Here is a 19817-nt window from a genome sequence, read left to right on the forward strand (position 1 = left end):
TGATGGGGACGACGTCGGCCCTCTGCGGTTTATTGAGTCTACGTTAGGGCTTCCGGCGCAAGGCCAGTTCAGATTGATCACACTTCCAGATGCTGGGACGTGTAGTCTCGCGCGGTGGATCTCGCACGCGCTGACGTACTCGCCCGGTTGGAGCGGTTCTACGACGCGGTGCCCCGCGACGGGGCCCGGACCGAGGATCACGGCGCCCTGGTGCTGTTCGTCCGCGACGGCGCCGGATGGCCGTTCTACGCCCGGCCCCGGCTCGACGCCACCGAGGCGCCCACGCTCGCCGACGTGACGGCGGTCCGCGCCCGCCAGCGGGAACTGGGCCTGCCCGAGGCGTTCGAGTGGGTGCACGAGCACCAGCCCGACCTGCTGGCGGTGGCCCGCTCGGCCGGGCTCAGCGTGCTGGAGGCGCCGCTGATGCTGCTGGAACCGGAGCGGCTGCCCGATCCGGGGACGTTCAGTGACGTACCGGTGCGGGTGCTGGACCCCGGCAACCCCGGCTTCGCGGCGGACATCGCGCTGCGCCGGGCGGTCGCGGCGGTCGGCTTCGCCAACGGCGGCACCGCGCGCGGCGACGCCGGACCGGCCGAGCGGGACGCCGCCCTCGCCCAGCTGGACGTGGCCGCGCTGGAGGAGGAGGCGACCCGGGTCGCCGACGGCCGGCGCATCTCGGTGCTCGCCGAGACGCCCGACGAGGGCGCGCTGGCCAGCGGGATGGCGATGCGGGTCGACGACGTGGCGGAGATCGCCGGGGTGGCCACGCTGCCGTCCGCCCGGCAACGCGGCCTGGGCGCGGCGGTGACCGCCACGCTCGCGCGGGAACTGCGCGCCGCCGGCACCGGCCTGATCTTCCTGAGCGCCGGCAGCGAGGACATCGCCCGCGTCTACCTGCGGGTCGGGTTCCGCCGGATCGGCACCGCCTGCATCGCCGAGCCCGCCGCCGTCATCTGAGGCCGCACGCCGCGGAGGAGGTCAGGACGGCGGCTGCCAGGCGGCGGCCGCCGCGGCGGCGGTGTTGCGCAGGCGCGGGCTGATCGTGCCCAGCGCCGCGTCCCGGGCGCGCAGCGCCAGACGGCCCCGGGCCTGCAGGACCGCCGACATCCGCCGGGTCTGCCGGACCATCGTGGCCGCGCGGGGGCGGCGCAACCTGTCGTACGCGGTGACCGCATCCGGCAGCCGCGACTCCCGCAGCAGCCCGGCCAGCGTCGCCGCGTCCTCGAACGCCAGGCAGGCGCCCTGCCCGAGGTGCGGCGGCATGGCGTGCGCGGCGTCGCCGAGCAGCACCACGCCGCCCGGGCCGGCCGGGAAGCCGTACGCCTTCGGCAGCGGCCGCAGCTCACGGATCTCCTGCTGGACCACGTCCTCCGGATCGGTCGCCTCCAGCAACGTGCCGATCGGCGCCGGCCAGCCCGCGAACCAGCGCTTGAGCAGCGCGAGCTGGATCTCCGGCGGCTCCGGCCGGGGCGCACCGGCGGCAGTGGCGACCCAGTAGACGCCGCCCCGGCGGGAGGCGCCCGCGGTGCCCCGCTCGCCGAGCGAGGCGGCCAGGAAGCGGTAGCCGGCGCCGAGCGTCTCGCCGTGCACCGGCTGGTCGTCGGGCAGCTGCGGGGCCCGGTACCAGGGGATGACGGCCCGCCAGGCGGCGCACCCGGAGCTGACCACGGCGGTCTCCGGGGCGAGGTGCCGGCGGATCTCGCTGTCGGTGCCGTCGGCGGCCACCACCAGGTCCGCCTCGTAGGTGTGCCGGCCGTCGCCCACCGCCGGGCGCTCGCCCGACGCCGCGCGCACCGTCCGCACTGTCACGCCGGTACGCAGTTCGACCCGGTCACCCAGACCGGCGATGAGCGCGTCGTGCAGGTCCTCCCGGTGCACCACCACCGGCATCCGCTCGGCCGGCGTGGACCGGGCCTGCACCAGCCAGTGCCCGTCGGGACGGCGCACGCCGCCGTCGGGCAGCGGGGTGGCGATCGCGTCCAGCCCGTCGCCCAGCCCGAGGGCGCGCAGCGCGCGTACCCCGTTGGGCCAGAGCACCACGGCGGTCGCCTCCGGGCGAACCCGGTCGGCGCGTTCCAGCAGCGTGACCTGCCAGCCCGACCGGGCCAGCACACCGGCCGCCGCCATTCCGCCGAGGCCGGCGCCGACCACCACCGCGCTGCGCATGACTCCCCCGCTCAGCTGTCCCGGTCCGCCGGGCGCCCGCCGTCGGCCCGGCCGGCGTTCGTCCGCTCGGCGTCCGCCCGTTGCGGGTCGTCCTCGGTGTCGTCGCCGTCCGTCCGCTCGGCCGTCGCGCCGTCGTCGTCCGTGCGGCCCGTCGCGGCGGCGTCGGCTGCGGGCTCGGCCCCTGCCGGTTCGTCGTCCGCCGCCGGCTCCGGGGGCAGCTCGCCGGTCTTCCGGTACGCCTCGAACTGCTCCTCGGTCACCACCCGGTAGCCCTCGGGCACGGCCGGCCGGGCGGCGGCCTCCCGGGCGGACAGGTCGACCTGGGACACGTCACCGGCCGGGCCGGCGGCGGGAGCCGGCTCGCCCACCGGCACCAGGTATTCGCGCGGGCCGCGGACCCGGATGAAGTAGGCCAGCGCGCCGAGGAAGACCAGCGCGGCGGTCCAGACGTTGAGGCGTACGCCGAGGATCAGGTTCGCCTCGTCGGTGCGCATCAGCTCGATCCAGAACCGGCCCGCCGTGTAACCCATCACGTAGAGCGCGAACGCCCGGCCGCGACCGAGCCGCAGCTTGCGGTCGAGGAACAGCACCAGCGCGGCGACGCCGATGTTCCAGAGCGCCTCGTAGAGGAACGTCGGGTGGTAGAGCCCCGGCTGGAGCACCGGGTTGCCGGCGTCGTCGCGCAGCGCGTGACCCGGGTTGTCCGGGTCCATGACGTGCACTTCCAGGCCCCACGGCAGCGTGGTCCGCCCGCCGTACAGCTCGTTGTTGAACCAGTTGCCCAGCCGGCCGACGGCCTGCGCCAGGGGCAGGCCCGGCGCCAGCGCGTCGGCGATCACGGTGAACGGGATGCCGAGCTGCCGCGCGGCGAGCCACGCGCCGACCGCGCCACCGGCCACCGCACCCCAGATGCCGAGGCCACCCTCCCAGATGTAGAGCGCCTTGATCGGCTCGCCGCCGGCACCGAAGTATTTCTCCGGCGAGGTGATCACGTGGTAGATCCGCGCGCCGATGATGCCCGCCGGCACGGCCCAGACGGCGATGTCGAGCACCGCGCCCGGCGCCACACCGCGGCGGCGCAGCCGGTACTCGGTGACCACGCAGGCCACCACGATGCCGAGGATGATGCAGAGCGCGTACGCCCGGATCGGAACCGGACCGAGCTGCCAGACGGCGGTGCTGGGGCTGGGCATGGCCGCCAGTGGGGTCATCGGGGCGAGGGTCACGGGTGCACACGGTACCGGTGCGGACTGTGTGTGCGGCACCCCGGGCCGCCTGCCGCGCGGGTCGGATGACTTCTGGTTTGCACGGTCGTAGGCTGTTTGTCCATGAGCCCGCTCACCTGGGCGGTCGCCGCTGTCGTCACCGACGCATCAGGCCGGCTGCTGCTCTGCCGCCGGTCCGAGGGGGCCCGGCGCTGGGGCCTGCCGGGCGGGCGGCTGCGTCACGACGAGAGCCCGGCGGACGCCGTCGTCCGGGCGGTCCGCGCCGAGACCGGCTGGGCGGTGGCGCCGGCCGACCTGGTCGGCCTCTACCGGGTCACCGACCCGCAGGCGCCCGCGCCGCCGGCCGGGCGCTGCGGCGGGCGCCCGGACGTTCTGGTGCACGTGTTCCGCGCCGGGCCGGCCGACGTCGAGCCGTCGGGCGAACCGTCGGCCGGGTGCCTGCCGCGGTGGTGGCCGCCGCAGGAACTGCCCGACGTGCTGACCCCCACCACGCGCGCGGCGATCGCGGACGCGCTCGCCGGCCGCGCCGGCGTGCTGCGGCACACGACCGCCGCCGACGCGCTCACGCCACCCGGCGACGGACAGCCCGGCGACGGGCCGCCCGCCCCGCCCGGCCAGCGCGCATCCGAGCAGGCCGACAGCAGTAGCCGCTGACCACCCTCCCGCTCACGCGGAACGCTCGCGCATGATCGACACCAGTTCGGCGAAGTGGCGGCGTCCTGGCGTCCATGACCACGCCAGCTCGGCGTAATGGAGTCGATCAAGGGCATGGCGAGCCGGCCGTCAGCGAGCGGGGTTGCGGACGCCCTCGGCCAGTTCGGCGCTGAGCTTGCGCAGGGCGGTCAGGCCGGCGGCCTGATCCGGGGCGTCCAGCACGCAGCGGACCAGCGCGCTGCCCACGATCACCGCGTCGGCGTACCCGGCCACGGTGGCGGCCTGCGCACCGGTGCCCACGCCCAGCCCGACGCCGACCGGGATGTCGGTGACCTCGCGCAGCCGGGAGACCAGGATCGGCGCCGCCTCGGAGGTCTGCGCGCGGGCGCCGGTGACGCCCATGATCGCGGTGGCGTAGACGAAGCCGCGGCAGTGCTCGACGGTCATCCGCAGCCGCGCGTCGGTCGAGGACGGCGAGACCAGGAACGTGCGGTCCAGGCCGTGCGCGTCGGAGGCGGCCAGCCACTCGGCGGCCTCGTCGGGGATCAGGTCCGGCGTGACCAGGCCGGTGCCGCCGGCGGCGGCCATGTCGCGGGCGAACGCGTCCACGCCGTACTGCTCGATCGGGTTCCAGTAGGTCATGGTGACCACGCTCGCCCCAGTCGCGGCGACCGCCTCGACCACGCGCAGCGCGTCCGCGACGCGGACACCGCCGGCCAGCGCGATGTCGCTCGCCTTCTGGATGACCGGGCCGTCCATCACCGGGTCGGAGTACGGGATCTCCACCTCGATGACGTCCACGCCCGCCTCGACCATGGCCTTCATGGCGGCGATGCTGCCCTCGACGGTCGGGAAGCCCGCCGGCATGCAGCCGACCAGCACCGCCCGCCCGTCCGCCCGCGCCTTGTCGAAGGCGACCCCGATGCGGCTCACGCTGTCACTCCTTGTCGAGGATGCCGAAGTACGCGCCGGCGGTGTGCACGTCCTTGTCGCCCCGCCCGGACAGGTTGACCACGATCACCGGCTCCCGGCCCAGCTCCTCGGCGAGCCGGGGCGCGACGGCGCGGGCACCGGCGAGCGCGTGCGCGCTCTCGATCGCCGGGATGATCCCCTCGGTGCGGCAGAGCAGCTCGAACGCGGCCATCGCGTCGGCGTCGTCCACCGGCAGGTAGGTGGCCCGGCCGGTGTCGTGCAGCCAGGCGTGCTCCGGGCCGACGCCCGGGTAGTCCAGGCCGGCCGAGATCGAGTGCGACTCGATGGTCTGCCCGTCGGCGTCCTGGAGGACGTACGTGCGGGTGCCGTGCAGCACGCCGGACGAGCCGCCGGTGATGCTGGCGGCGTGCCGCCCGGTGTCGACGCCCTCGCCGCCGGCCTCGAAGCCGTAGAGCCGCACGCCGGCGTCCGGCACGAACGCGTGGAAGATGCCCAGCGCGTTGGAGCCGCCGCCGACGCAGGCCGCGACCGCGTCCGGCAGCGCGCCGGTCAGGTCCAGGCACTGCCGGCGCGCCTCCTCGCCGATGCCGCGCACGAAGTCGCGGACCATCTCCGGGAACGGGTGCGGCCCCGCGGCGGTGCCGATCAGGTAGTGGGTGTCCTCGACGTTGGCGACCCAGTCCCGCATCGCCTCGTTCATCGCGTCCTTGAGCGTGCGCGAGCCGGTGGTCACCGGGACGACTGTGGCGCCGAGCATCCGCATCCGCGCCACGTTCAGCGCCTGCCGCTCGGTGTCCACCTGGCCCATGTAGACCACGCATTCCAGGTCGAACAGGGCGGCGGCGGTGGCGGTGGCGACGCCGTGCTGGCCGGCGCCGGTCTCCGCGATGACCCGCCGCTTGCCCATCCGCTTGGTGAGCAGCGCCTGACCCAGCACGTTGCGGACCTTGTGCGCACCGGTGTGGTTGAGGTCCTCGCGCTTGAGCAGGACCCGCGCGCCGATCTGCGCGGAGAACCGCCGGGCCTCGTAGAGCAGCGAGGGCGTGCCGGCGTAGTCGCGCAGCAGCGCGTCGAACTCGGCGAGGAAGTCCTCGTCGCCCATCGCCTTCCGGTACGCCGCGTCCAGCTCGTCGAGCGCGGCGACGAGCGCCTCGGGGACGAACCGGCCGCCGAACCGGCCGAAGTGACCGGCGGAGTCGGGGACCGGGCCGGTTGCGGGTGCGGCGCTCATCGCGGGCGTCCTCTCGGGTCGGGTGCCCGGCGGCTCAGCGCACCGGGCGGGGCGTGGCCGGGTGGTTACCGGCGTTGACCAGCTCGGCCACCGCTTCGCGCGGGCTCTTCTGGGTGACCAGGCCCTCGCCCACCAGCACGGCGTCGGCGCCGGCGGAGGCGTAGCGGATCAGGTCGTGCGGACCGCGCACCCCGGACTCGGCGATCTTGACGACGCTGCTCGGCAGGCCGGGCGCGATCCGCTCGAACACCGAGCGGTCGACCTCCAGGGTACGCAGGTCGCGGGCGTTCACGCCGATGACCTGCGCGCCGGCCTCCAGGGCGCGGTCCGCCTCCTCCTCGGTGTGCACCTCGACCAGCGCGGTCATGCCGAGCGACTCGATCCGCTCCAGCAGCCCGACCAGCGCGTTCTGCTCCAGCGCGGCGACGATCAGCAGCACCAGGTCGGCGCCGTGCGCGCGGGCCTCGTGCACCTGGTAGCTGGAGACCACGAAGTCCTTGCGCAGCACCGGCACGTTCACCGCGGCCCGCACGGCGGCCAGGTCGTCGAGCGACCCGCCGAACCAGCGGCCCTCGGTGAGCACGCTGATCGCCCGCGCGCCACCTGCCGCGTAGTCACCGGCCAGGTCGGCCGGGTCGGCGATCTCGGCCAGCCGCCCCTTGGACGGCGACGAGCGCTTCACCTCGGCGATCACCGCGACGCCGGGGCGGCGCAGGGCCGCGTACGCGTCCAGCGGTGGCGGCGCCGCGGCGGCCAGCTCCCGGATCCGCTCCAGCGGAACCTGCTCCTGGCGCCGGGCGACGTCCTCCCGCACGCCGGCCAGGATCTCGTCGAGCACCCCTGCGGACGGCGCCGCTCCGGCGTCGTCCCCCTCCGCGTGCGCATGCTCAGCAGTCACCAACGGACTCCCCTCTCCGGGCGTCATGGGCCGATGCTAGGGGGCGCCACCTGGCGACGAGTGCCGGGGGGTATGGCGCACCTCACGACATGGGCTGTGGCATGATGGCCGACTTCCGGTGAACGCCATGTCACGCAGCGCCACCGCTGGCATCGACCGTCACCCATCCCCTATCTCACCACGATCGTTCCGGGCCCGCAGGACGGGTTCCGGCGATGGGCTGTGACCAAGCTCAAGGACCTCCGGCCCTGCCCAGGTCGTCCCCGGTGCGGCAGCGTTGACCTGTGCTTCACGGCGGCGAAACGTCCGCCCGGAAGCATCGTCGTCGGGCACACTCGACGCCGGCGGCTGCCGACCGTCGCCAACGATCTCGTATGGGGTGACCATGAGCGCCAACGGGCCGACCCAGACCATCGGCTTGACCACCATCTCCCGTACCGTCGCCTCCCTCGCCGTCGGCGTGGTGGACACGCTCGAACGCGCGGTGGCCGGCGACGGCCGGATGCGTACCGCCCGCGGCAACGCCTGGGAGGCGGTCTGCGCCGACCGGGCCCGCGCCGCGCAGCGCCGCGAGCTGGAGCGGCTGGTGGCCGAGCTGGCCGCCGCACGGGCCGCGGCCCGGCAGCGGCGCGACGCCCGCGAGGCGCAGCCGGTCAGCTGACCGTCGGGTCCTCGCCCCGGTCCAGCGCGTCCCACGCGTCCCGGGTGCCACGTTCGACCGCCGGCCGGCCGGGCTCGTCCGCCGGAGCGGACCGCCGCTCGTACCGGGCGCCCATCGCCGGCCAGCCGTCCCCGCGCAGGGCGGTGAACGCGCCGCCGGCAGCCAGGGCCAGGCCGCCGGCGAGCACCAGCGCCGGCCACTGCCGGCTCACCCCGGCCTCGGTCAGGCCGATCCCGCCGCCGACCGCCACCGCCAGGCCGACGCCGGCCAGCAGCACACCCAGCAGCCGGCGCAGCCGGCCCCGGGTGGCGAGCACCGCGCCGCCGCCTGCCAGTCCCACGTAGGTGAGCGCCAGCACCCACGGCAGCAGCTCCGTACCGGTGCGCTCGGCCCGCCCGGACGGCAGCGACCCCCGGGCGGTCGCCTCCACCGCCCAGGTCCGGGTCACCGCCCAGCAGGCCAGGCCCGCGCCGGCCAGGCAGAGGAGCACCGCGTACGCGAGTTCGCGCCGCCCGCGGGCCGCCGGCGCGGTGGTGCCGGGCGCGCTCACCGGGCGGCCCGCAGCGTCTCGGCGGCCGCGATGGCGGCGAGCACGGCGGCGGCCTTGCTGCGCGTCTCCCGGTCCTCGGCGGCGGGGTCGGAATCGGCCACGATCCCGGCGCCGGCCTGCACGTAGGCGCGACCGTCACGGATCAGCGCGGTACGGATCGCGATGGCCATGTCCAGGTCGCCACCGAAGGCGAAGTAGCCGACGGTGCCGCCGTAGACGCCGCGCCGGACCGGCTCCAGCTCCTCGATGATCTCCATGGCCCGCACCTTGGGCGCGCCGCTGAGCGTCCCGGCCGGGAACGTCGCGGCCAGCGCGTCGAACGCGGTGCGGTCGTCGCGCAGCTCCCCGACGACGGTGGAGACGATGTGCATGACGTGGCTGTACCGCTCGATGGTGGCGAACTCGGGCACCTCGACGGTGCCCGGCCGGCACACCCGGCCCAGGTCGTTGCGGCCCAGGTCGACGAGCATCACGTGCTCGGCGCGTTCCTTGGGGTCGGCGAGCAGCTCGGCGGCGAGCTTGGCGTCGCCGTCCGGGGAGCCGCCGCGCGGGCGGGTGCCGGCGATCGGGTGCAGCAGGGCCCGCCGCCGCCCGTCCGGGCCGGCGCTGACCTTGAGGTGCGCCTCCGGCGACGAGCCGACGATGTCGAAGCCGTCGAAGCGCAGCAGGTACATGTACGGGCTGGGGTTGGTGGTGCGCAGCACCCGGTAGACGTCGAGCGGGTCGGCGTCGGTGGGGCGCTCGAAGCGCTGGCTGAGCACGATCTGGAAGCACTCGCCGGCCCGGATCGCCTCCTTGGCCGTCTCCACCGCCTTCGGGTAGCCGCCCTCGGGGGTGCGGCTGACCACCTCACCGACGCCGGGCCGGTCCACTGTCGAGACCATGGGCGGAATCGGTCGGGACAGCGCGCTGGTCATCGCGTCGAGGCGGCCGACGGCGTGGTGGTACGCGGCCTCCACCAGCTCCGCCCGGTCGGGGTCGTCGAGCGGCGGCAGCACCGCGTTGGCGACCAGGATCGCGGAGCCCTCGTAGTGGTCGAGGACCACCAGGTCGGTCGCGAGCATCATGCCCAGCTCGGGTACGTCCAGCTCGTCCTCGGTCAGCTCGGGCAGGCGCTCGAAGCGGCGGACCAGGTCGTAGGCGAGGTAGCCGACCAGGCCACCGGTCAGCGGCGGCATGTCACCGGCCGGATCCCAGCCCGGCCCGGCGAGCGCGGCGACCGTCTCACGCAGCACGGTGACCGGGTCGCCGCCGGTGGGCACCCCGGCGGGCGGGGTGCCGGTCCAGCTCGCCGCGCCGTCGCGCTCGGTCAGCGTGGCGCTGCTGCGGACGCCGATGAACGAGTAGCGCGACCAGGCGGTGCCGGCCGAGCCGACGCCCTGCTCCGCGGACTCCAGCAGGAACGTGCCGGGACCACCGGCCAGCTTGCGGTAGACCCCGACCGGCGTCTCCGCGTCGGCGAGCAGCCGCCGGGTCACCGGTACGACCCGCCAGCGGGCGGCCAGGCCGGCGAAGGTGGACCGGTCCGGGCTGACGGTGCCGTCGGTCACGGGGTCACCTCCGGGGAGCTGACCGGCAGTTCGGTGAAGAAGCAGGTGCGCTGCCCGGTGTGGCAGGCCGCGCCGACCTGCTCCACGCTGACCAGCAGCGCGTCGCCGTCGCAGTCGAGCGCCACCGAGCGCACGTACTGGTGGTTGCCGGAGGTGGCGCCCTTGACCCAGTACTCACCGCGGCTGCGCGACCAGTAGGTGGCCCGGCCGGTGGTGAGCGTGCGGTGCAGCGCCTCGTCGTCCATCCAGGCGACCATCAGCACCTCGCCCGTGTCGTGGGCGCGGACCACGGCGGCGACCAGGCCGTCCGGGGTGCGGCGGAGCCTGGCCGCGATGGCCGGGTCGAGCCGGGACGGCCGGGCCGGGCCGGGAGTGGGGGCGCCGGTCAGCGGCGCGTCAGGGGCGGGCACGGTTGACCATTCTCCCGCACGCGGCCCGGGGACCGCCGACGTGTCCCGGGAGGCGGGCGTCACCGGCCCCAGCGCCCGGCCCAGCTGGGCGAGGTAGCGCTCCACCCGGCCGTCGACGAGCGCCTCGGCCAGGTCCGCGCCGTGGGTGGCGGCGATCTCGTCGGCGTACGGGCGGATCAGCGGGAGGATGCCGGTGACCAGCCGTCCCGCGGCGGCGCCGACCTCGGCCGGGTCGCCGGGGCGCGAGCCGAGGCAGAGCAGCATGTCGTCGCGGTAGCCGGGCGGGGCGACCGGCAGGTCCAGCGCGGCGGTCAGGGCGGCCCGGCGGGACACCACTCGCACCGACGGGTTGGCCGGCCGCAGCACCGAGGGGCAGAGCCGGGCCAGGTCGGCCGCGGCGAGCCGGACCCCGGCCGGGTCGTCGGCGACGCGGGCCGCGGCGACCTTGCCCAGCGTCGCGATCAGCTCCTCCAGGCGCGGCTCGTCGGCGGGCTGGCAGAGCACCGGCAGGTCGATCCGACGGCGCCATTCCGGCGCGGCCCAGAGCAGCCGGGCGGGCGCGGTGACCGGGAGCCCGAACGCCCAGTCGGCGGGCTGGCCCAGGCGGCGCACCCAGGAGCGGATGTCGCGGGCGGCCACCGACACGTGCACCAGGCGACCGGCGAACTCGGCCAGGTACGCCCGCCGGGCCGCGTACGGGGTGCCGCGGCGGGACGTGGGCTGCCGGGCGCCGGCGGCGGCGCGTCCGTCGTCGGCGGCGACGAGCACGTCCACGTCGACGTCGCTGTGCTCGGTGGCGGCCCGCCGGGCGTGGCTGCCGCGCAGCATGATCCCGACGACCGGCCGGTCCGCGACCTGCCGGAGTCGGGCGGCCCAGTCGTCGAGGAACCCGGTTTCGGGCAACGGAGCTGGACCCACGGCGTCATGGTGCCGAGATCCGATCTTCCGGTGCCGGACTCCCTGTCCGCCATCGGGCGCGGTCAGCCCGACTCCTCCTCCGCCCGGCGGTACGCGTCGATCTTGTGCTCGAGGACCTTCAGGTCCTCCTCCAGCTCGGCCATCCGGGCCAGCACCCGGGCGCGGTGCGCCTCGAACAGCGCCCGCCGCGCGCCGAGCGTGCTGTCCCCGTGCCGGGCCAGCTCGGCGTAGCGGCGCATGTCGCGCACCGGCATCCCGGTCCGCCGCAGCCGGGTGAGCAGGAACAGCCAGTTGACGTCGGACTCGGTGTAGCGCCGCCGGCCGGACGAGTCCCGCCCGACGCGGCCCACCAGGCCCTCCTGCTCGTACCAGCGCAGCGTGTAGGTGGTCAGGCCGACCCGTTCCGCCGCCTCACCCACGGTGAGGCTCGTCTCCCGCGTGCTGATGTCCACGCCCTCCAGGCTTCCAGTTCGAGCGCACTCGAAGTCAAGTCCCTCATTGCCCTGGAGACGGAATTCACCTACCGTTGAGTTCAACGGGTGATGAATTGACGGAGGCGAGCATGGACGACGCGGTGTCGGTCCACGAGCTGGTGGTCGACCGGGGCGGGCGGCGGGTGCTGCACGGCATCAGCTGCGTGGTGCCCCGGGGCACGGTGACCGGGCTGCTCGGGCCCAGCGGCAGTGGCAAGACCACGCTGATGCGCGCGGTGGTCGGCGTGCAGACGGTCGGCTCCGGCGCCGTCGACGTGCTCGGCCGCCCGGCCGGCTCGGCCGACCTGCGCCGCCGGGTGGGCTACCTGACCCAGGCGCCGAGCGTCTACGCCGACCTGACGGTGCGGGAGAACGCCCGCTACTTCGCGGCGCTCCAGGGCCGGGGCCGCGCCGAGGCCGACCGCGCGGTGGCCGACGTCGGCCTCGGCAAGGCGGCCGACCAGCTCGTCGGCACGCTCTCCGGCGGCCAGCGCAGCCGCGCCTCGCTCGCCTGCGCGCTCGTCGGCGAACCGGAGCTGGTCGTCCTCGACGAACCCACAGTCGGCCAGGACCCGGTGCTGCGGGCCGACCTGTGGGCCCGGTTCCACGCGATGGCCGCGAACGGCACCACGCTGCTGGTGTCCAGCCACGTGATGGACGAGGCCGCCCGCTGCGACCGGCTGCTGCTGATCCGCGAGGGCCGGCTGGTCGCCGACGACACCCCGGCCGCGGTCCGCGCCGCCACCGGGACCGACGACCTGGAAGAGGCGTTCCTGCGCCTGATCCGCGACGCCGAGGGAGAGGCGCGATGAACGGACGGATCCTGGCCGCCACCACCGGGCGCATCCTGCGCCAGCTCCGGCACGACCGGCGGACCGTGGCGCTGCTCGTCGTGGTGCCGTCGGTGCTGCTCACGCTCGTCTACTACATGTACGTCGACCAGCCCGCCCCGCCCGGCGGGCCCAGTACGTTCGACCGGGTGGCCCTGATCATGCTGGGCTTCTTCCCGTTCATCATCATGTTCCTCGTGACCAGCATCGCCATGCTCCGCGAGCGCACCACTGGAACGCTGGAGCGCCTGCTCACCACGCCGCTGGGCAAGCTCGACCTGCTGTTCGGGTACGGCATCGCGTTCGGCCTGGCCGGGGTGCTCCAGTCCACTGTCGCCTCGGTCGTCGCGTACCGGGTGTTCGGGCTGGAGACCGCGGGCAGCGCGTGGCTGGTCGTGCTGATCGCCGGGGTGAACGCGGTGCTCGCGGTAGCGCTCGGGTTGTTCTGCTCGGCGTTCGCCCGCACCGAGTTCCAGGCGGTCCAGTTCATGCCGGTGGTGGTGGCGCCGCAGCTGCTGCTGTGCGGCCTGTTCGTGCCGCGCGACCAGATGGCCGGCTGGCTCCAGGCGATCAGCGACGCGCTGCCGCTGTCGTACGCGGTCGAGGCGTTGCAGGAGGTCGGCGCGCACGCCGAACCGACCGGGACGATGTGGCGGGACGTGGCGGTCGTGGCCGGGGCGGCGGTGGCGGCGCTGGTGCTGGCCGCCGCGACGCTGCGCCGGCGCAGCGGGTGAACGCGCGGCGCACCGGGCGGCGGCCCGGCACCCCGGACACCCGCGAGGCGATCCTCGCCGCGGCCCGGGAGGCGTTCGCCGAGCGCGGGTTCGACGCCGCGTCCATCCGGGCCATCGCCGCCGCGGCCGGAGTGGACCCGGCGCTCGTGCACCACTACTTCGGCGGCAAGGAGGAGCTGTTCCGGGCCGCGACGGCGTTCCCCGCCGACCCGGGACGGCTGCTGCCGGCGGTGCTCGCCGGCGGCCCGGACGCGCTCGGCGAGCGGATGGTCCGGGTGTTCCTGGAGGTCTGGGACTCCCCCACCGGCACCGCCGCGGTGGCGCTGCTGCGCTCGGCCGTCAGCAACGAGTGGACCGCGCGCCTGCTGCGCGAGTTCCTGGTCACGCAGGTGCTGCGGCGGGTGCTCGACCAGCTCGACGTCGACCCGGCCCAGCGCGCGCTGCGCGGCGGCCTGGTCGCCACGCAGCTCGCCGGGCTGGCCATGATGCGATACGTGCTCCGCCTCGACGCCGTCGCCACCGCCGAGCCGGCGACGCTGGTGGCAGCCATCGGCCCGACGGTCCAGCGGTACCTCACCGGCGACATCACCTGAGCCGGGCGCGTCGGCCGGCTCAGGCGGCGGCGCGGGGGCAGAGCATCGGGTGCAGCAGGCGGGACAGCTCCGCCACGTCGGCGACCGGCCGGGGGAAGGCGAGCCGGGCCCGCCGGGTCGCGCCGGGGCGTCCGTGCGCGACCAGCAGGCCGTACCTGTCGATCCGGACCACCCGCGGGATCTGGTCGCCGGGCAGGTCCAGCCGCCGCCGCAGGTAGTCGCCGACCTGCTCGGCGTGGTGGTCGGCCAGGTCGGCCAGGAGGTCGGCCTCGACCGGGTGCAGCGGGTCCGGCTCGGCCTCCGCGTACGCCTCGGGGTCGACCCGGCGCACGCGCCCGGCGCGTTCCCAGCGGGCCTCGGCCACCTCGAAGCGGTGCAGGTGGAACCGGCTGCCCACGTCGAGCAGGTCGCCGGTCGGGTCGGTGGCGGCGAAGTCGACTGCCGCGTCGCGGGCCTCGTCGCCGTCCAGCCGCGTCGCCCAGCCGGAGACCCAGGCCCGGCCGAGCGAGGGCGCCCCGGCCGCGGGCGGCAGGTCGAGCACGTCGAGCACGGTGGCCACGTCGGCGTCGCCCGCCGGCGGCACGAGCGCCGCGGCGAGGTCACTGACCACGGGTACGAGCAGCAGCACCCGCCCGTCCGGGTCGACGGCGTGCCGGACCTGGTGCGGGCCGGGGTGCCGGGCCAGGTGGACGAGGGCGGGCAACCGGCCCGCGACAAGGGTTCGCACGATCTCCGCCGGGCTGGGCCGCATGATCCCGACCTCCTCAACATAGGTTAGGCTTACCTAAGAAGCAGGCTAGACGATCGGAGACGTCGACGTGAACCACCCCCGGCCCAAGGCACGGCTCTCCCGCGCCCTCGGAATCCCGCTGACCCGCAAGTGCGTGCGGTACTTCGAGCGGCGCCCCTATCCCCCGGGCGTGCACGGCCGGTCCCGCCGCACCACCTCCGACTACCAGGTGCGGCTGCTGGAGAAGCAGCGGCTGCGCCACCAGTACAACGTCAGCGAGGCCCAGCTGCGCCGCCTGTTCGACGAGGCCGCCCGGGGCTCCGGCAAGACCGGCGAGACGCTGGTCGCGCTGCTGGAGCGGCGCCTCGACGCGGTGGTGCTGCGGGCCGGGCTGGCGCGCAGCGTCTACCAGGCCCGCCAGCTCGTCGCACACGGCCACATCACCGTCGACGGACGCAAGGTCGACCGGCCGTCGTACCGGCTGCGGCCCGGCCAGGTGGTCGGCGTGCGCGAGCGCAGCCGCGCGCTGCCGCCGTTCCAGCTCGCCGCCACCGGGGCGCACGCCGACGCGCAGCCGCGGCCGTACCTGTCGGCGCAGCCGGCCGAGCTGCGCGCCACGCTGGTACGCGAACCGGCCCGGCACGAGGTGCCGGTGGTCTGCGACGAGCAGCTGGTGGTGGAGTTCTACTCCCGCTGACCGGTCACCGGGTCTGTTCCAACCAGGAGGCGTACAGCAGGGCGTACACCGAGTCGACGTCGCGGACCAACTCGTCGTGCGGGCCGCGCTGCACGATCCGGCCCCGGTCCACCACGATCACCTCGTCCGCCGCCTGCGCGGTGGACAGCCGGTGCGCGATGGCGAGCGTGGTCCGGCCCCGGGTCACCGCGTCGAGCGTCCGTTGCAGGCGGACCTCGGTGGCCGGGTCGACAGCACTCGTCGCCTCGTCGAGCACCAGCAGGTCCGGGTCCGCGACGTACGCCCGGGCCAGCGCCACGAGCTGCCGCTCGCCGACGCTCAGCGCCTCCCCGCGCTCGCCGACCGGCGTGTCCAGCCCGGACGGCAGCCCGTCCAGCCAGTCGGAGAGGCCCAGCTCGGCGAAGGCGGCGGTGAGCCGCTCGTCGGTCAGGTCGGGGCGGGCGAAGCGGACGTTCTCCCCGACCGTGGCGTCGAACAGGAAGCCGTCCTGCGGCACCATGACCACCCGGGAGCGCAGCGAGTCGAAGCGCACCTGCCGCAGGTCGACGCCGGAGAGCAGCACCGCGCCCTCGGTCGGGTCCATCAGGCGGGTGAGCAGCTTGGCGAACGTGGTCTTGCCGCTCCCGGTCTCGCCCACCACCGCCACCCGGCTCTTCGCCGGGATGTCCAGCGTCACGTCGTGCAGCACCGGCGGCCCGCCCGGGTAGGCGAACGTCACGCCGGCGAACCGGGCGTCCAGCGGCCCGGGTGGCAGCTCCCGGCCCTGCTCGCCCGGGTCGGCGACGTCCGGGGAGACGTCCAGCACGTCCAGCACCCGGCGCCAGCCGGCGATCGCGTTCTGCGCCTCGTTGAGCACCTCGGTGGCGATCTGCACCGGCTGGATGAACAGCGTGACCAGGAACAGGAACGCGGTGAGCTGGCCGATCGACAGCGTGCCGTCGACACCCAGGCTGACCCCGACCACGACCACGCCGGCCAGCGCCAGCCCGGCCGCCAGTTCGCCCACCGAGCTGCCCATGATGCTGATCCGGATGGCCCGCTGCTGGGCCACCCGCTGCCCGTCGATGGCCGTGTCCAGCCGCCGCGCGGTGCGCCCGGCGATGCCGTACGCCCGGATCACCGGCGCGCCCACCACGCTCTCGCCGATCGCGCCGAGCAGCGTGCCGGTGCGCTGCCGCACCAGCCCGTACGCCCCGGCGAGGCGGCGCTGCAACTGCCGGATCACCAGCACCGCGGGCGCGAACGCGACGAGCACCACGAGCGTCAACTGCCAGGAGTACGCGAGCATCACGGCGGTCGTCACCAGCAGCTGGCCCAGGTTGACGATCAGGATCACGCCGCCCCACTGGAGGAACTGGGTGATCTGGTCGACGTCGCTGGTGACCCGGGAGACGAGCGAGCCGCGCCGCTCGGACTGCTGGTGCAGCATGGACAGGTCGTGCACGTGCCGGAACGCCCGGGTGCGCACCCCGGCCAGCGCGGTCTCGCTGACCGTGAACAGGCGGCGCATCATCAGGTAGCCGCAGGCGGTGGTGACCACCAGCACCCCGGCGGTGATCGCCACGGTGAGCGAGATGACGTTCAGGTCGAGCCCGCCGACGATGCCGTGGTCGATGCCGCGCTGCACCGCCACCGGCACGGCGACCCGGCCGATCATGTAGACCAGTGCCAGCGCCAGCGTGCCGGCGAGGCCGGTGCGCAGCTCCGGGGAGAGCGCCAGGCCGCGCCGCAGCGTCCGCCAGGTCGACTCGGTGGCCTCGGTGCTCCGGTCCGCCTCCGCCGTTGTCGCGCTCACCGGGCCCGCCGTTCGTTCGCGACTGCGGGGCTCCGCTCCGCTGCACTCCTCGCGCTCACCGGTCCACCTCGATCTCCAGGCCCGAGGTCAACGGGGTGGCCTCGTCGTACGTCCGATTCTGCTCGCGTTCCTGCTCGGCCTGCTCGTACGCGGTGACCAGGTCGGCGTAGCCGGGCACGGTGGCCAGCAGCTCGGTGTGGGTGCCGCGGGCGACCACCCGGCCCTGCTCCACGTAGATCACCTCGTCGGCGAGCGCGATGGTGGCCCGGCGGTACGCCACCACCAGGATCGACGCCGGGGCGCCGCCGTCGGTGGGCGCGCGCAGCCCGGCCAGGATGGCCGCCTCGACCCGCGGGTCGACGGCGCTGGTGGCGTCGTCGAGCACCAGCAGCCGGGGCCGCCCGGCGAGCGCCCGGGCCAGCGTGAGCCGCTGGCGCTGACCGCCGGACAGCGACGTGCCCCGCTCGCCGACCATGGTGTCCAGCCCGTCCGGCAGCGCGGCCACGAAACCGTCCGCCTCGGCCAGCCGCAGCGCCGCCCACACCTCGTCGTCGCCGATGCCGGCCCGGTCGAGCGCGATGTTGGCCCGGACCGTGTCGTCGAAGACGAAGGGCACCTGCGCCACCAGCGCCACGTTGCCGGCGAGCGAGGCGGCGGTCAGCTCCCGCACGTCCACGCCGTCCAGCGTGACCCGTCCGGCGCCCGGATCGACCAGGCGCACGGCGAGCGAGGCGATCGTGGACTTGCCCGCGCCGGTGGGGCCGACCAGCGCGACCGTCTTCCCGGCCGGCACGGTGAACGTCACCTCGCCGAGCACCTTGGCACCGGGCAGGTGCGCCTCGGCCGGCTCGTACGCGAAGTGCACGTCGTCGAAGCCGAGCGTGGCCGGCTCGCGGGTGGCCGGGTCGAGTGTCCTCGTGCCGTACGGCATCTCGCCTGTCGCGTCGAGCACCCGGCGGACCCGGTCCCAGCCGGCGACGCTGCGCGGCAGTTCGGCCAGCACCCAGCCGATGGCGCGTACCGGGAAGGCCAGCACGGTGAACAGGAACGCGACGCTGACCAGCTCGGTCACGCTGATCGCGCCCTGCCGGTACCGGATCGCGCCGACCACCAGCACGGCGAGCGTGCCGAGGCTGGGCAGCGTCTCCAGCATCGGGTCGAACACGCCGCGCAGCCGGCCGACCGAGATCAGCGCGTCGCGCAGTTCACCGGCGCGGGACGCGAAGCGGGCCGTCTCCTGGGCCTCGCGGCCCATCGTCTTGACCACCAGCGCGCCGTCGAAGCTCTCGTGCGCGATGCCGCTGACCTCGGCCCGCAGCCGCTGCGCCCGGGCCTGCCGGGGCGCCATCCGGCGGGAGTAGACGACGTTGAGCGCGAACAGCGCGGGGAACACCGCGAGGCCGACCAGGGCCAGCGCCCAGTCGGTGAAGAACAGCGAGGCCACCGCGCCGACGAGCATCACCAGCGTGCCGACCGCGAACGGCAGTGGCGCGATCGGGTACCAGGCCGCCTCCACGTCGGAGTTGGCGTTGGACAGCAGCGTGCCGGTGGAGTTGCGGTGGTGCCAGGAGAGCGGCAGGTCCAGGTAGCGGCGGGTGACCCGGCGGCGGTAGGCGGCCTGGAGCCGGTACTGCATGTAACCGGCGCCGAGCCGGCGGCCGAAGATGCCGACGACCCGCAGCACGCTGATGCCGAACAGCGCCGCCGCGGCGAGCGCCAGCGCCCCGCTCGCCACCTCGCCGCGCTCCACGGCCGGCACGACCACGTCGCCGACCACCGCGCCGACCACGTACGCGCTCGCGATCACCAGGAGGCCGAACAGCACGCTGCCGCTGACCGCGACCGCGAAGATCCGTGGCTGTTCCCGGATGGCCCGGCCGAGCACCCGTAGCCCCCTGCCGAGCACGTCCCGACTTGTCCCGCTCGCCACGCTCTCCCCCGCCGTAAGCCGCAGTTTTCTCCCCCATCCTTACCGCTCGCCGCCAGCTTCGCCGACCCGGCCGGGATATGTCCGCCGTCACGTTGCGCCGGACCTGGGCGGACCCCGGGGCGGGACACTCCGGCCCGCCGCCGTGCCGGGCGTGGCGCGCCGATCGGCCGGGACGGGCCTACGATCGGGCCATGCCGCGGTACGCCCGAGCGGAGCGCGAGGCGCTCGCCGACCTGATGCTGGAACTGGGACCGGACGCACCGACTGTGAACGAGGGGTGGTCGACCCGTGACCTGGCGGCGCACCTGCTGGTGCGGGAGCGCCGGCCGGACGCGGCGGGCGGGATCCTGCTGCCGCCGCTGCGCGGCTACGGCGAGTCGGTCCGCAGGCGGATCGCCGCCGGGCCGTACGCCGACCTGATCGCCCGGGTGCGCCGGCCCCCGGTGTGGAGCCCGGTGAGCAACCCGCTCACCGACGAGCTGGCGAACGGGATGGAGTTCTTCATCCACCACGAGGACGTGCGGCGCGCCCGCCCGGGCTGGCACCCGCGTGACCTGCCGGCCGCGCAGCAGGCGGTGCTGTGGAAGCGGGTGTCCCTGCTGGCCCGGATGGCGCTGCGGCGGTTCCCGGCCGAGGTGCTGGTGCAGGCCCCTGGGTACGGCGAACTGCGGGCCGGCGCCGGCGGCGAACGGCTGCGGGTGGTGGGTGCGCCGGGCGAGCTGGTGCTGTTCCTCACCGGCCGGCAGCGGGTGGCCCGGGTCCAGGTGGACGGTCCGGCCGACCGCGCCGAGCGCCTGCGCACGGCCGAGCTGGGACTCTGACCGAGGGTGTGCAGCCG

At 75.3% G+C, this 19817-nt stretch carries 20 protein-coding genes and 1 pseudogene; 8 read left to right on the forward strand and 13 right to left on the reverse strand.

Going from position 1 to position 19817, the window contains the following annotated elements; all coding sequences use genetic code 11:
- Positions 1 to 114 precede the first annotated feature (114 nt).
- The gene (locus tag SM452_RS15930; protein ID WP_463840181.1) at positions 115 to 957 is read left to right on the forward strand and encodes a GNAT family N-acetyltransferase; all 843 of its coding nucleotides are present in this window, start codon (positions 115 to 117) and stop codon (positions 955 to 957) included.
- Positions 958 to 978: 21 nt separating this feature from the next.
- Here the strand turns inward: SM452_RS15930 and SM452_RS15935 are convergent, their stop codons facing one another.
- The gene (locus tag SM452_RS15935) at positions 979 to 2166 is read right to left on the reverse strand and encodes an FAD-dependent oxidoreductase (protein ID WP_013287548.1); all 1188 of its coding nucleotides are present in this window, start codon (positions 2164 to 2166) and stop codon (positions 979 to 981) included.
- 11 nt (positions 2167 to 2177) lie between these two features.
- Positions 2178 to 3392 (reverse strand): prolipoprotein diacylglyceryl transferase, encoded by a 1215-nt coding sequence (gene lgt / locus SM452_RS15940; protein WP_355509038.1) that lies wholly within the window; start codon positions 3390 to 3392, stop codon positions 2178 to 2180.
- Between the two features lie 102 nt (positions 3393 to 3494).
- Between lgt and SM452_RS15945 the strand changes: the two genes are divergently transcribed.
- Positions 3495 to 4046 (forward strand): NUDIX hydrolase, encoded by a 552-nt coding sequence (locus SM452_RS15945; protein WP_262014633.1) that lies wholly within the window; start codon positions 3495 to 3497, stop codon positions 4044 to 4046.
- 129 nt (positions 4047 to 4175) lie between these two features.
- Here the strand turns inward: SM452_RS15945 and trpA are convergent, their stop codons facing one another.
- The 3 genes from trpA to trpC are packed head-to-tail and all read right to left on the reverse strand — an operon-like array spanning position 4176 to position 7048.
- Positions 4176 to 4979: a tryptophan synthase subunit alpha gene (gene trpA, locus SM452_RS15950; RefSeq protein WP_463840182.1), complete on the reverse strand. Its 804-nt coding sequence runs from the start codon at positions 4977 to 4979 to the stop codon at positions 4176 to 4178.
- 4 nt (positions 4980 to 4983) lie between these two features.
- Positions 4984 to 6210 (reverse strand): tryptophan synthase subunit beta, encoded by a 1227-nt coding sequence (trpB, locus tag SM452_RS15955; protein ID WP_262014631.1) that lies wholly within the window; start codon positions 6208 to 6210, stop codon positions 4984 to 4986.
- A gap of 34 nt (positions 6211 to 6244) precedes the next feature.
- Complete coding sequence (gene trpC / locus SM452_RS15960; protein ID WP_194801305.1) at positions 6245 to 7048, reverse strand: indole-3-glycerol phosphate synthase TrpC; 804 nt, start codon at positions 7046 to 7048, stop codon at positions 6245 to 6247.
- 445 nt (positions 7049 to 7493) lie between these two features.
- On the opposite strand from trpC, the gene SM452_RS15965 reads away from it, so the two are divergent.
- Entirely contained in the window at positions 7494 to 7769 is a 276-nt protein-coding gene (locus SM452_RS15965) for a hypothetical protein (RefSeq protein WP_135241248.1), read from the forward strand.
- Here the strand turns inward: SM452_RS15965 and SM452_RS15970 are convergent.
- The 5 genes and pseudogenes from SM452_RS15970 to SM452_RS15990 all read right to left on the reverse strand — a co-directional run bounded on the left by SM452_RS15970 (position 7762) and on the right by SM452_RS15990 (position 11649).
- Positions 7762 to 8319: a Trp biosynthesis-associated membrane protein gene (locus tag SM452_RS15970; protein WP_262014630.1), complete on the reverse strand. Its 558-nt coding sequence runs from the start codon at positions 8317 to 8319 to the stop codon at positions 7762 to 7764. The genes SM452_RS15965 and SM452_RS15970 overlap by 8 nt on opposite strands.
- Entirely contained in the window at positions 8316 to 9869 is a 1554-nt protein-coding gene (locus SM452_RS15975) for an anthranilate synthase component I (protein ID WP_194801252.1), read from the reverse strand. The genes SM452_RS15970 and SM452_RS15975 overlap by 4 nt, the downstream gene beginning before the upstream one ends.
- On the reverse strand, positions 9866 to 10279 hold the full coding sequence (gene hisI, locus SM452_RS15980; protein ID WP_318336391.1) for a phosphoribosyl-AMP cyclohydrolase: 414 nt from the start codon (positions 10277 to 10279) through the stop codon (positions 9866 to 9868). The genes SM452_RS15975 and hisI overlap by 4 nt, the downstream gene beginning before the upstream one ends.
- Positions 10280 to 10471: 192 nt before the next feature.
- Positions 10472 to 11107 (reverse strand): annotated as a pseudogene (locus SM452_RS15985) (phosphoribosyl-AMP cyclohydrolase); the annotation flags it as partial.
- Between the two features lie 152 nt (positions 11108 to 11259).
- Positions 11260 to 11649 carry a MerR family transcriptional regulator gene (locus SM452_RS15990; protein WP_064445250.1) on the reverse strand — a complete coding sequence of 130 codons (390 nt, stop codon included), beginning with the start codon at positions 11647 to 11649 and terminating at the stop codon, positions 11260 to 11262.
- 110 nt (positions 11650 to 11759) lie between these two features.
- On the opposite strand from SM452_RS15990, the gene SM452_RS15995 reads away from it, so the two are divergent.
- The 3 genes from SM452_RS15995 to SM452_RS16005 are packed head-to-tail and all read left to right on the forward strand — an operon-like array spanning position 11760 to position 13827.
- Complete coding sequence (locus SM452_RS15995) at positions 11760 to 12482, forward strand: ABC transporter ATP-binding protein (protein ID WP_463840183.1); 723 nt, start codon at positions 11760 to 11762, stop codon at positions 12480 to 12482.
- Positions 12479 to 13234, forward strand: coding sequence for an ABC transporter permease (locus SM452_RS16000; protein WP_262014627.1), 756 nt, complete (start codon positions 12479 to 12481; stop codon positions 13232 to 13234). The genes SM452_RS15995 and SM452_RS16000 overlap by 4 nt, the downstream gene beginning before the upstream one ends.
- Complete coding sequence (locus SM452_RS16005; RefSeq protein ID WP_355509032.1) at positions 13231 to 13827, forward strand: TetR/AcrR family transcriptional regulator; 597 nt, start codon at positions 13231 to 13233, stop codon at positions 13825 to 13827. The genes SM452_RS16000 and SM452_RS16005 overlap by 4 nt, the downstream gene beginning before the upstream one ends.
- Before the next feature lie 19 nt (positions 13828 to 13846).
- Here SM452_RS16005 and SM452_RS16010 read toward each other — a convergent pair whose 3' ends face one another.
- Complete coding sequence (locus SM452_RS16010) at positions 13847 to 14578, reverse strand: DUF2470 domain-containing protein (RefSeq protein WP_355509030.1); 732 nt, start codon at positions 14576 to 14578, stop codon at positions 13847 to 13849.
- Positions 14579 to 14645: 67 nt separating this feature from the next.
- Between SM452_RS16010 and rpsD the strand changes: the two genes are divergently transcribed.
- Complete coding sequence (gene rpsD, locus SM452_RS16015) at positions 14646 to 15254, forward strand: 30S ribosomal protein S4 (RefSeq protein ID WP_262014625.1); 609 nt, start codon at positions 14646 to 14648, stop codon at positions 15252 to 15254.
- Between the two features lie 4 nt (positions 15255 to 15258).
- Here rpsD and SM452_RS16020 read toward each other — a convergent pair whose 3' ends face one another.
- Together SM452_RS16020 and SM452_RS16025 are read right to left on the reverse strand one after the other, a co-directional pair.
- Positions 15259 to 17049 (reverse strand): ABC transporter ATP-binding protein, encoded by a 1791-nt coding sequence (locus SM452_RS16020; protein ID WP_355509028.1) that lies wholly within the window; start codon positions 17047 to 17049, stop codon positions 15259 to 15261.
- Between the two features lie 55 nt (positions 17050 to 17104).
- The gene (locus SM452_RS16025; RefSeq protein ID WP_463840184.1) at positions 17105 to 18979 is read right to left on the reverse strand and encodes an ABC transporter ATP-binding protein; all 1875 of its coding nucleotides are present in this window, start codon (positions 18977 to 18979) and stop codon (positions 17105 to 17107) included.
- A gap of 191 nt (positions 18980 to 19170) precedes the next feature.
- On the opposite strand from SM452_RS16025, the gene SM452_RS16030 reads away from it, so the two are divergent.
- A complete protein-coding gene (locus tag SM452_RS16030; protein ID WP_262014622.1) occupies positions 19171 to 19800 on the forward strand; it encodes a TIGR03085 family metal-binding protein in 630 nt (209 codons plus the stop codon).
- Positions 19801 to 19817: the final 17 nt, after the last annotated feature.

This window comes from Micromonospora sp. SYSU B005 (assembly GCF_055362685.1).

What these genes read in the sequence shown, in the direction of transcription:
- SM452_RS15935 (WP_013287548.1), bottom strand. Translation starts at nt 2,166, where the DNA reads ATGCGCAGCGCGGTGGTGGTCGGCGCCGGCCTCGGCGGAATGGCGGCG.
- SM452_RS15945 (WP_262014633.1), top strand. Translation starts at nt 3,495, where the DNA reads ATGAGCCCGCTCACCTGGGCGGTCGCCGCTGTCGTCACCGACGCATCA.
- trpB (WP_262014631.1), bottom strand. Translation starts at nt 6,210, where the DNA reads ATGAGCGCCGCACCCGCAACCGGCCCGGTCCCCGACTCCGCCGGTCAC.
- SM452_RS15965 (WP_135241248.1), top strand. Translation starts at nt 7,494, where the DNA reads ATGAGCGCCAACGGGCCGACCCAGACCATCGGCTTGACCACCATCTCC.
- SM452_RS15995 (WP_463840183.1), top strand. Translation starts at nt 11,760, where the DNA reads ATGGACGACGCGGTGTCGGTCCACGAGCTGGTGGTCGACCGGGGCGGG.
- SM452_RS16000 (WP_262014627.1), top strand. Translation starts at nt 12,479, where the DNA reads ATGAACGGACGGATCCTGGCCGCCACCACCGGGCGCATCCTGCGCCAG.
- SM452_RS16010 (WP_355509030.1), bottom strand. Translation starts at nt 14,578, where the DNA reads ATGCGGCCCAGCCCGGCGGAGATCGTGCGAACCCTTGTCGCGGGCCGG.
- SM452_RS16030 (WP_262014622.1), top strand. Translation starts at nt 19,171, where the DNA reads ATGCCGCGGTACGCCCGAGCGGAGCGCGAGGCGCTCGCCGACCTGATG.